The sequence below is a fragment of the Kribbella sp. NBC_00382 genome, from assembly GCF_036067295.1.
Taxonomy (GTDB): Bacteria; Actinomycetota; Actinomycetes; order Propionibacteriales; family Kribbellaceae; genus Kribbella.
Genome location: NZ_CP107954.1, coordinates 6,671,604 through 6,681,934 on the forward strand (window position 1 = coordinate 6,671,604; position 10,331 = coordinate 6,681,934).

The following is a 10,331-nucleotide window of genomic DNA, read 5'->3' on the forward strand; positions in this document are numbered from 1 at the left end:
GGACAGCCGGACCGCCACCACTCACAAACCTCAACTGATCGCATCAGGCCAAGCGTGCGCAGGCGTGCTCCCGGGTGGAACGGCAGGTTTGTGAGTGGTGGCGGTCCGGGTCTGGACCGGCCCGGCTAGCGCTGCAGGATCGTGCGCTCGGCGACGGTCCAGGTGGTTGTGGTGAGGAGGTAGATGCCGGCGGCCAGTGGCACGAAGGCGACGGTCAGCAGTGTGCCGAAGGGCAGTAGCTGGGCCAGGCGGCGGGACAGCTTCGGCGCAGTGGCGTCGAGTTGGCGGAGGGCCAGGCGGGCGGAGAAGTAGGCGACGATCGCGAGCAGGGCGGCCAGGACGAGGAAGGCCGGCGTACCGGTGAAGAGGGGCCAGTGCAGGCCGAGTTGTGCGCCGAAGAGGTTTCCGCTGATCAGTTGGTTCGACTCACCGCCTACTACGGCTCGGGAGAAGAGGGTGTACATGAGCCAGAAGAACGGGAGCTGCGCGAGGGTCGGCAGGAAGCCTGCGAAGACCGTGGTGCCGGAATCCGTTTGCAGCTTGGCGACCTCGCGCTGGAGGCGTTCGGGGTTGCCGCGGTGCTTCTCGGTCAGCTTCTTGAGTTCGGGCATCAGGACGGCCCGGGCGCGCATACCGCGATGCGCGCGCAGGCTGAGTGGGATGAGCAGCGACCGCACGGCGAGGGTGCAGAGCACGATCGCGAGCACGGCTGCGTAGCTACCGGCGAGCGGGTGGATGGCGTCGACGAGGGACGTGAGCAAGTGATAGGCACCGGTGACCGGCGCCTCCAGGAAGGAAGGCACAGCAAGACTCCACGAGTGAGAAAGGGATGGGTAGCGAGAAACTCGGCTACCTTCCCGGTGCTCGTGGTCGCGGCCTCCCGGCGGCGTCGGGGTCGCGGAGCAGGAGATACGCGGTACGGCGGGAGTTGGCGCGGGTGGCGCTGGCGCGCGCGGGCAGCGGCGACGAGAGCGGACGCTGGGCCGCAGTACTGGAGAGCTGGACGACGGCAAGCAAAACGGCCGCCGCCGTGAACACGGCGACGGCCAGTAAGCCGGAATCCTGACCGAGGGCAGGCATCGCCAGCATCCAGATGCCGGCGAGTGCCCTCTCGATCATTGCCCCATGATATGACACAGCATCATGCCAGCTGACTAGTCCAGGTAGTCGCGGAGCACCTGGGAGCGCGACGGGTGCCGCAGCTTCGACATCGTCTTCGACTCGATCTGGCGGATCCGCTCGCGGGTCACGCCGTAGACCTTGCCGATCTCGTCCAGCGTCTTCGGCTGGCCGTCGGTCAGGCCGAAGCGCATCGAGACGACGCCGGCCTCACGCTCGGACAGCGTGTCCAGGACCGCGTGCAGCTGCTCCTGGAGCAGGGTGAACGAGACGGCCTCGGCCGGCACGATCGCCTCGGAGTCCTCGATCAGGTCGCCGAACTCCGAGTCGCCGTCCTCACCCAGCGGGGTGTGCAGCGAGATCGGCTCACGACCGTACTTCTGCACCTCGATGACCTTCTCCGGGGTCATGTCGAGCTCCTTGGCGAGCTCTTCCGGAGTGGGCTCGCGGCCCAGGTCCTGCAGCATCTGGCGCTGGACGCGGGCCAGCTTGTTGATGACCTCGACCATGTGCACCGGAATACGGATCGTCCGGGCCTGGTCGGCCATCGCGCGGGTGATCGCCTGCCGGATCCACCAGGTCGCGTAGGTGGAGAACTTGTAGCCCTTGGTGTAGTCGAACTTCTCGACCGCGCGGATCAGACCGAGGTTGCCCTCCTGGATCAGGTCCAGGAACAGCATGCCGCGGCCGGTGTAGCGCTTGGCCAGCGAGACGACGAGTCGCAGGTTGGCCTCGAGGAGGTGGTTCTTGGCGCGCCGGCCGTCCTCCGAGATCCACTCGTACTCGTCCTTGACCTTCTCCTTGAGCTTGGTCTCGACGTCGCCGATCTGCTCCTCGGCGAACAGGCCGGCCTCGATCCGCTTGGCGAGCTCGACCTCCTGCTCGGCGTTCAGCAGGGGGACCTTGCCGATCTGCTTCAGGTAGTCCTTGACCGGGTCCGCCGTGGCGCCGGCGACCATCACCTGCTGCTCGGGCTCGTCGGTCTCGTCGGCCTCGGAGACGATGAAGCCCTGGTCCTCGGTGAGCTCCTTCTCCAGCGGCTTGACCGCGTCGGCGGAGAAGTCCGACTCGTCGACCTCGTCGAGCGCGCGCGGCTTACCGGTCTTCGGGTCGATCGCGAGACCCGCCTCGGACACGGCCTTCTTCGCCGGCGCCTTCTTCGCGGCGGCCTTCTTCGCGGGAATACCGTCCTCCTTGGGGGACACAGCGGCCTTCTTGGCGGGAGCGGCAGTCTTCTTCACACTGGCGCTGGTCCGTTGAGTCGTGGTGCGGGCGGTGGCGGCCACGGCCCGGGTGGACTCGGCGGGAAGGTTCTCGGACGAGCTGGACGACACGAATTACCTCTCGTCTGACGATTCAGTCTGCAGGGTTACTGGTACGGCAAAACAACCGTAAATAGCGGTAGTGCGTTTGGTGCTGGTGTGTACTGCGAGTCGGTGGCCCCGCGCTGGTCAGGCGGCAGCAACACTTCATTGTAATCCGGCCACCAAGTCCGGACGTCCCACGACCCCCCAACGGCGCGCCCAACCGGTACCAGTCCACGCTCGCTACTGGTACCGGTGGAACACAAATCCAGTGTTCAACTGTTCCTGGTCTGCCGGAGCGGTCTGGCCACCACGCGCTTCTCGACCTGCTGCTCCTGCTTGAACTGCCGCACCTTCACCAGGGACGCCACGTCGATCACGTCCGCGACCGACTTGTACGCGCCGTCCTCGCCGTACGGTTCGGAGGCCTCACGCCAGCCGCGCGGCCGGACCTTCAGCTGCTTGCCGAGCAGTGCGACGAAGATCTTCGCCTTCTGCGCGCCGAAGCCCGGAAGAGCCGACAGCCTGGCCAGCAGGTCGTCCCCACTCTTCACATCGGCCCAGACGGCCGAGGCGTTACCGCCGTACTCCTCGTCCAGGTGCTTGGCCAGCGTCTGGATCCGGGCCGCCATCGCGGTCGGGAACCGGTGCACCGCCGGCGGGCCGGCCACCACCTCGACGAAACCGTCGGGGTCGTAGGAGGCCACCGTGGACGGATCGAACGGGCCGTCCATTCGTTGCGCGATCGCAACCGGACCGGCGAAGGCTCGCTCCATCGGGATCTGCTGGTCGAGCAACATACCGACCAGCAGCGCGAACGCGTCTCTGCTCAGCATCTCGTCGGCGTCGGGCTGCTGTGCGAGGCACAGCTTCTTGCTGCGTGTCGAAGTCACCTCAGTCCTCCCCTTCGTCGGCCTTGACGGCCAGCACTGGACACGGAGCGTCGAGCAGCACCCGTTGGGCGTTGCTGCCGAGGATGAGCTTGCCGACCGGGGACCGGCGCCGGAGGCCGATCACGATGAATTCCGCATGCACTTGCTCGGCGACGGCCACCAGGTCCTCCGCCGGATCGAGTCCACGCACCAGCTGCCGCACCTCGTAGGGCACGCCGGTCGAGTCGAGCTGCTCCCGTACCTCCGTCAACGCGGCGTCACTCGCCGCGGCCTCGTCGCTGTCGAAGCTGCGTCCACCCCGGTGCGAGTTCACCACCACCAGTTTGGCGTCGCGCAGCGTCGCCTCCTCTGCCGCCCGCCGGAGCGCCGCGCGCCCTTCGGCCTTCGGCACATAACCCACGACGATGGTCGTCATCGACTTGCCTCACCTCCGGGTGTCCATCACCTGAAACGGTCGACCCGTTCCGAACGATACTGCCCTGAACCCGCTCCGGCATCTGTGGAAATGCACGATCTGTGTCGCGACCGTGACGCATTCGCGGTTGCGCCTGCAATACGGCCATACAGATCGGCCGTCACCCCTCGATCAAAGGGTGCCGGCCACCGTCCCCCAACGGTTCACGTCTCCATACCCGCCCTGTCGCGGTCTAACCTTCGTGGCGCACACCTTTGCAGGGTTGCGACCCGGCGCGCCAGCCCCCTCTTTTTCCCGCCGGGCAGGGACCGGTACGCCGTTGCCTTGGGCAAGGGCGCCCTTGGTTCCACCGGGCTGACCCCGGTTCCAGCCGTGTCTTTCGTTGTCTTGCGGGGACTTACGCGGTTAACCCGCTCAGTCGATCGGCCATTCGTGAACCGGAAGGTTCTCGTGCATGTGGTCGCGGTACCGGCGCAGCATGCCGCGCAAGGCGTCCTTGCGACCGTGCGAGCCCTTTGTATACAGGCGGTGGAACTCATCGGCCTGCCAGGAGGCGCCGTTGCGATTGGTCAGACAACGTTGCTCGATGATGCCCAGTAGCCGGTCCCGGACCGACGAGTCGACGCCCCACGAGTCGAGGCCCTGCGATGCCAACGGCAACAGCCGCCGCAGTACCAACTCGGTCGCGCGGGCCGTGCCGACGCCCGGCCAGAACACCTCGGCGTCGATGCCCTGCCGGGCCGCCTCGTGGAAGTTCTCCTCGGCGGCGCTGAACGACATCTGCGACCAGATCGGCCGTTCGTCGTCGGCCAGGGCCCGGACCAGACCGAAGTAGAAGGCGCCGTTGGCCATCGTGTCGACCACCGTCGGGCCGGCCGGCAGCACGCGGTTCTCCACCCGCAGATGCGGCTTCTCCCGGACAACGTCGTACACCGGACGGTTCCAGCGGTAGATCGTCCCGTTGTGCAGGCGAAGCTCCGAAAGAGCTGGCGTATCGCCGCGATCGAGGACCGCGATCGGGTCCTCCTCGGAGGTGACCGGCAACAAGGCCGGGTAGTAGCGCGAGTTCTCCTCGAACAGATCGAAGATCGAGGTGATCCAGCGTTCGCCGAACCAGACCCGCGGCCGCACGCCCTGGGTCTTCAGCTCGTGCGTGCGGGTGTCGGCCGCCTGCTCGAACAGCGCGATCCGGGTCTCCCTGTTCAACTCCTTGCCGAACAGGAAGGGCGAGTTGGCACCGATCGCGAGCTGCACGCCCGAGATCGCCTGGGCGGCGTTCCAGTACCGCGGGAACGCCTCGGGCGTGACCTGCAGGTGGAACTGCGTCGAGGTACAGGCGGCCTCGGGCACGATGCTGTCGGCGGTGACCTGCAGCCGCTCGATCCCGTCGATGGCGATCTGCACATCCTCGCCGCGGGCCTGGAAGATCTGGTCGTTCAGCAGCGCGTACCGCGGGTTGGTGCTCAGCGCCTCGCGGTTGATGTGCTCGGTCAGCAGGGTCGGCAGGATCCCGACCACGACCATCGAGGAGCCGGTCCGCTGGGCCTTCTCCTCGGCCGCGTTCAGGCTGTCCCGGATCGACTCCTCCATCCGGATCAGACCGGTGCCGTCGATCTTGCCCGGCGGCACGTTGATCTCGATGTTGAACTGGCCGAGCTCGGTCTGGAACGCGTCGTCCTCGATCGCGCTCAGCACCTCGCTGTTCTTGAACGCCGGGTCGCAGTTCTCGTCGACCAGGTTCAGCTCGATCTCGATCCCGGTCATCGGCTTCTCGGCCTCGAACCGCGACTCGCGCAGCATCCGCGCGAACGCGTCCAGATTGCGATGGACCTGGTTGCGGAACGCGGTCCGATCCGCCCGGGTGAACTCGACCCGGTCGACTTCCTCGCCCATCAGCGCCTCCCCTGTCAGTTCTTTGCCTCAGTCTGCCCGAAGCGCGACCGATCCGGGATGGTTCTCGCGTCTCTGCCCACCGGCTGGTACGCCGACCGGCCAAGTCACAGCGGTTCCCCGGTCGCCGAGAGCGGAAACACGATGAAGTGGTCCCGGACGATCCGGTGCGGCGTCTCCCCCGCCGCGGCCATCACTTCGGCGAGCTCGGTCAGTACTGCGGGAGCCAGCTGCAACTCGTGTTCGCCGGGATGCTGGTCGGCGCCGAAGTCGAAGTCGACGCCCGGCTCGCGAGTCAATTCGATGTGGGTGCCGAGTACCAGGTCGACCGGATTGCCAGCGGCAACGAACCCGGCCAGCCGGGCGACACTGGCCCGGAAGGCGGGCCAGTCGAAGACGTACAGCCGGCCCGGGTACAGCGAGTCGCCGGTCAGCAGGAGGCGGGTCGAGCGGTCGTAGTACGCGACATGCGAGGCGTGATGGCCGGGGATCGGAATGATGTCCAGCACCCGGTCGCCGAGGTCGAACTCGACGATCTGCTCCGGCCAGGCGGTGATACCGAAGTACTCCGCGACCGCTTCCGCCGACTTGCCGACGACGCTGTCGAACTGGTCGTCGCCGCCGACGTGGTCGCCATGCCCGTGGGTGTGGGCGACCACGAGCTCGAGGTCGCGGCCGGCCAGCAGCCCGTCGACGATCCCCCGCAGGTCGATGTGGCCGGTGCCGGTGTCGAGCAACAGGGCTCGCTCGGAGCCGAGCAGCAGGTAGATGAACGGACCCTCGAAAGTGGTCCGGAGCGCTTGCCGGATGATCGCCGTGCGCTCGTCGTACCAGTGGATCTGGTGATCGGGAGTGGTCGTCGTGGTGCCGTCGTCCCAGGCGGGGAAAGTCGTCATGGCTCGATCGTGCCAGGGCGGGGGGCCGAATTGTCGGTGGCGCCGGGGAGACTGGGGTTCGTGCGTACCGACCCGTCCGTCCTGCACGTCGACCTGGATGCGTTCTTCGCAGCGGTCGAGCAGCGGGACAAGCCCTCCCTGCGCGGCAAGCCCGTCGTCGTGGGCGGCATCGGCCTGCGCGGAGTCGTCTCGACGGCGTCGTACGAGGCGCGTAAGTACGGCGTACGGTCGGCGATGTCGACCGCCGAGGCGCGCTCACGCTGCCCGCACGCGGCGTACCTGGGGCCACGGTTCGAGGTCTACCGGGTGGTCAGTCAGGCCGTGATGGCCCAGATGCGCGCATTGTCACCGCTGGTCGAGCCGCTGTCGCTGGACGAGGCGTTCGTGGACCTGGCGGCGGCCGGGTTGAGCAACCTGACGGTCGAGGACGTCGAGGCGATCGCGAACGACCTGAAGGCGGCGATCAAGGAGGCCAGCGGTGGCCTGACCGCGTCGGTCGGGGCCGGCACGTCGAAGCTGATCGCCAAGATCGCGAGTGATCTCGACAAGCCCGACGGAGTGGTCGTCGTACCGGCCGGCACCGAGGCCGAGTTCCTCGCGCCGATGCAGGTGACGGTGATCCCCGGTGTCGGACCGGCGACCGCGCAACGGCTGAGCATGGCCGGGGTCCGGACGGTCGGCGATCTGCAGCAGCTGAACGAGGACGAGCTGGTCCGGCAGGTCGGCTCGGCGCACGGGTCGAGCCTGCATCGGCTCGCGACCGCGTCGGACGACCGGCCGGTGGTGAGCGATCGGGAGACCAAGTCGATCAGCGTCGAGGACACCTTCGAGACCGACATCATCGACCGGTCGTTGCTGGCGGCCATCGGCGACCGGATGGCCCATCGGGTCTCGGAGCGGCTGCAGAAGGCGCAGCTGTCCGGCCGGACGGTCACGGTGAAGACGCGGATGCACGACTTCACGACGCACACCCGCTCGTCGACGCTCGCGGGGCCGACCGACGATCCGCGGGTGATCGCCCGGATGGCCAAGCGGTTGCTGGAGGACAGCGACATCTCCGGCGGGATCCGGTTGCTCGGCGTCGGGGTGTCCTCGCTCGCGGACTGGATCCAGGACGACCTGTTCACGGAGAGCGAGCACGCGGAGGAGGTACCGGTCGAGGTGGTCGAATTGCCCGAGCGGCCGAGGGACCGGCTCGTCGGGTACTACCCGGGTCAGGATGTCGTGCACACGCAGCACGGCGAGGGCTGGGTCTGGGGTTCCGGGCGGGGTCTGGTGACAGTGCGGTTCGAGACCGCGCTGACGCCGGCCGGGCCGGTCCGGACCTTCGCGGTGACCGATCCGGAGCTCACGAAACGCGCCCTTTCAGGCGTCGAAGACGACAAACCGGCCGAAACCGGCCAAGATGGGCTGAATGACTGACGTCCGCGGCGGGGTGTACCCGTTCTGCCGAGCCTGCACCGCGTCGTCGACAGCCTGGCGAGCGCCGGATGCTGCGACCCGGCTCAGCGGCATGGGCAGCCGCTTCTACGGCCATCGAGACGTCTGCCCGGACTGCGGTTCGTCGGTGCGCACGCTCTACTCGACCTTCCTGCTGATCCCGGTCGCGTTCCGGGGCCGGTTCCGGATCATCAAGACCGGCGGCCGCAGCTTCGTCGGCCGCCGGCTGCTCGAGGGCCCCGCCGCCGTGCCGCCTCCGTCTCCGTCGTTGTCGGCGGAGCCGCCGCCGTCGGAGTTCAAGAACCATCCTGAGCTGGTCGATGCCACGTACCACGAGGCCGAGGCCCGGTGGGCAGCAACGGATTCCGCCGGCGCTCTCCCGCTGTACGAGGCGTCGCTCACCGCTTGCGAGAAGGTCCTGGAGGCCGACGATCCCGCCACCCTTCAGGTCCGGCTACGAGTAGCGCAGGCGCTGCTGGCAACCGGCGACTACGGGCTGGCCATCGGCTGGTTCGAGCTCATCACGCCTCAGCTGTGGCGGGTGTTCGGATCCGATCACGACCTCACCCGGATCGCCATCGAAGGCGTGACCGGAGCCCGGCTGATGGTCGGTGGGCCGCGGGAAGAGGCGAAGCTGCTGACCGGTCTGCTCGACCGGGACGAGAAAACCCTTGGCCGGCAACACCCCCAGGTCCTGCGAACCCGGGCCGCGCTCGGCGAAGCCAACACCTATGTCAATCAGCCGGGCACCGCGGTCGAGGTGCTGGAGACGACCGTTGCCGACAGCACCGAAGGGCTTGGTGCCGGCCACCCTGACACGGAGGTCTTTCGGGAGCTGCTGTCGAGGGCCTGTGACGCTGCCGATCGGGGCAGCAAACGGGATCGCGAGCTGGCTGCGGCCGCGCGGCGGCGGTGGCTGTCAGCCCCGAAGGCGGACTGACAGACAGGTCACGCAGCCTTCGAGTTTCTCGAATTCGCTGATGTCGACGACGACGGGCGTGTAGCCGCGTTCGCGGAACAGGTCAGCGGTCTTGGGGGCGGACGCCGCCATCAGGAGCCGGTCCTCCCCCAGCAGGACGACATGCGCGCCGCCTTCCTCTGGTACGGCGAGGAACTTCGGAAAGGCAGCCGGATTGTCCGTGAGCGATTCGTAGCCGATCACGGTGCCGTCGGGCAGCGCAGTCACCGCCGACTTCAGGTGCAGGACTTTCTCGACCGGTACGGCGACAACCTCCGCGCCAAGTGGCTCGAGGTGCTCGCGCAACTGGTCGATCGCCGACTGGTTGGTGCGGCCGCCCAGGCCGACATACACCGTCGAGCCCACCTTGAGGATGTCGCCGCCGTCGAAGGTGCCGGGCTCGGTGACGTGCGCAATCCGGTAGCCCTGCGCGGCGACGGCACGCTCGGCCTCGGCTGCTTCGGGACGACGCTCGTCGGCTCCGGCCCGGGCGATCACGGCGAGGTTGTCGAAGACAACCATCGTGTCCTCGACGAAGACACCGTCGGGGCAGTCATCGACCGGTGGCACCTCGACGGTGCTCCAGCCGGCGGCCTCCAGCGCATCGACGTACTGCTGCCATTGGCGTTGCGCGAGATCGAGGTCGACGGGGACGCGTTCGAGGTGGGTGAGCAGGCCCTCGGCGAGGCGTGGGCTCGGGCGGCGGACGAGTGCACGGACGGTGACCATCCACGCAGGCTAACCCGAGCGTGGTTGAGGTCGGCCGATGCGGGTACCGGAGGTCCACAGTGGTTCGGACTTGGAGGACGTGAGCATGCCGAAGATCCTGCAGCAGACCGGTGGCGATGTGGTCGAGGTCATCCTCGCCGACCATCGCTGGTTCGAGGAGGCCTTGCGCGAACTGCGCGACGTACAGGCCGATCGTGCGGCGGTGCTGGCGGATCTGGCGACCGTGCTGATCGCGCACGCCGAGGCGGAGGAGTCGAAGGTCTATCCGTCGTTGCGCAAGAAGCACGCGATCGATGCCGAAGAGGTCGAGCACTCCGAGCACGAGCACGACGAGGGCAACGAAGCGCTGCTCGCGTTGATGGAGGTCGAGGACACCTCTAGCGAGGAGTTCAGCGACAAGACGCATGAGCTCTCCGAAGCGTTGTCTCACCACCTCGACGAGGAGGAGCGCGACGTCCTCAACCCGGCCAAGACCGACATCTCGGCGGACGACCGGGCCAAGCTCGGCGAGGTGTTCGCCGAGGAGCGAGCCCGGCTGATCGAGAGCGGCTGCGGCTCGATCGAGAACGTCCGCACAGTGGTCGGGAAGTCCAAGAACTAGCCGCGCGCCCACCGCCGGCTCGGCGGGGTGCTGCGGTGGAGCCTACCGACCTTGAGCACGGGCCAGTCGCCAGAATCGGCGTCAGT

Annotated in this window: 11 protein-coding genes; 3 read left to right on the forward strand and 8 right to left on the reverse strand. The window is 67.7% G+C overall.

Features of this window, described 5'->3' with window-relative positions:
- Nucleotides 1-125: 125 nt before the first annotated feature.
- The 7 genes from OHA70_RS31665 to OHA70_RS31695 form a co-directional block, all read right to left on the reverse strand.
- Nucleotides 126-803, reverse strand: a complete 678-nt coding sequence (locus tag OHA70_RS31665; protein WP_328323815.1) for a YidC/Oxa1 family membrane protein insertase — start codon at nt 801-803, stop codon at nt 126-128.
- Nucleotides 804-849: 46 nt separating this feature from the next.
- Nucleotides 850-1,119, reverse strand: coding sequence for a DUF6412 domain-containing protein (locus tag OHA70_RS31670; protein WP_328323817.1), 270 nt, complete (start codon nt 1,117-1,119; stop codon nt 850-852).
- Nucleotides 1,120-1,154: 35 nt separating this feature from the next.
- A complete protein-coding gene (locus tag OHA70_RS31675; RefSeq protein ID WP_328323819.1) occupies nt 1,155-2,453 on the reverse strand; it encodes an RNA polymerase sigma factor in 1,299 nt (432 codons plus the stop codon).
- Nucleotides 2,454-2,698: 245 nt separating this feature from the next.
- On the reverse strand, nt 2,699-3,316 hold the full coding sequence (locus OHA70_RS31680) for an HhH-GPD-type base excision DNA repair protein (RefSeq protein WP_164596287.1): 618 nt from the start codon (nt 3,314-3,316) through the stop codon (nt 2,699-2,701).
- A 1-nt stretch (nt 3,317) separates the two neighbouring features.
- Complete coding sequence (locus OHA70_RS31685; RefSeq protein ID WP_131357832.1) at nt 3,318-3,731, reverse strand: universal stress protein; 414 nt, start codon at nt 3,729-3,731, stop codon at nt 3,318-3,320.
- A gap of 414 nt (nt 3,732-4,145) precedes the next feature.
- A complete protein-coding gene (locus OHA70_RS31690) occupies nt 4,146-5,624 on the reverse strand; it encodes a glutamate--cysteine ligase (RefSeq protein ID WP_328323828.1) in 1,479 nt (492 codons plus the stop codon).
- A gap of 104 nt (nt 5,625-5,728) precedes the next feature.
- Nucleotides 5,729-6,517 (reverse strand): MBL fold metallo-hydrolase, encoded by a 789-nt coding sequence (locus tag OHA70_RS31695; protein WP_328323830.1) that lies wholly within the window; start codon nt 6,515-6,517, stop codon nt 5,729-5,731.
- Between the two features lie 60 nt (nt 6,518-6,577).
- Here OHA70_RS31695 and OHA70_RS31700 point away from each other — a divergent pair, with 60 nt between their 5' ends.
- Nucleotides 6,578-7,939, forward strand: coding sequence for a DNA polymerase IV (locus OHA70_RS31700; protein WP_328323832.1), 1,362 nt, complete (start codon nt 6,578-6,580; stop codon nt 7,937-7,939).
- Entirely contained in the window at nt 7,932-8,897 is a 966-nt protein-coding gene (locus OHA70_RS31705) for a tetratricopeptide repeat protein (RefSeq protein ID WP_328323834.1), read from the forward strand. Before OHA70_RS31700 ends, OHA70_RS31705 begins: the two co-directional genes overlap by 8 nt.
- Here the strand turns inward: OHA70_RS31705 and ddaH are convergent.
- Nucleotides 8,877-9,644, reverse strand: a complete 768-nt coding sequence (ddaH, locus tag OHA70_RS31710) for a dimethylargininase (RefSeq protein WP_328323836.1) — start codon at nt 9,642-9,644, stop codon at nt 8,877-8,879. The two genes, OHA70_RS31705 and ddaH, sit on opposite strands and share 21 nt — an antisense overlap.
- Nucleotides 9,645-9,729: 85 nt before the next feature.
- Here ddaH and OHA70_RS31715 point away from each other — a divergent pair, with 85 nt between their 5' ends.
- Nucleotides 9,730-10,245, forward strand: a complete 516-nt coding sequence (locus OHA70_RS31715; RefSeq protein ID WP_328323838.1) for a hemerythrin domain-containing protein — start codon at nt 9,730-9,732, stop codon at nt 10,243-10,245.
- Nucleotides 10,246-10,331 lie beyond the last annotated feature (86 nt).